Genomic DNA, 265 nt, shown 5'->3' on the forward strand with positions numbered 1-265 from the left:
CCATATGCTGATGAATACGATCCATCTAATTTTGATGCTTTGCTTCCAGTAATCCAATCTAAAGTTACTACCATCATCAGAATGCAAATCCATATTAAGTTCGATTTTCCGTATATAATGCTCAGAAATGTTCCTAAACTTCCACCAACTAATGAACCAAGTTTAAATGTTGTAGAGTTGAATACGTCAATTATATTAAGACTTCTGAAAATATCATTCACTCGCTCCAATTGTTCACCTCCTTTTTCGTAATAAAAAAGACATG

The 265-nt window shown here is 32.8% G+C and carries 1 pseudogene; it reads right to left on the reverse strand.

Annotated elements, in window-relative coordinates:
- Window positions 1-230 (reverse strand): annotated as a pseudogene (locus JDS82_RS29210) (phage holin family protein); the annotation flags it as partial.
- Window positions 231-265 lie beyond the last annotated feature (35 nt).

This window comes from Bacillus cereus group sp. N14 (genome assembly GCF_016483555.1).
Lineage (GTDB): Bacteria > Bacillota > Bacilli > Bacillales > Bacillaceae_G > Bacillus_A > Bacillus_A wiedmannii.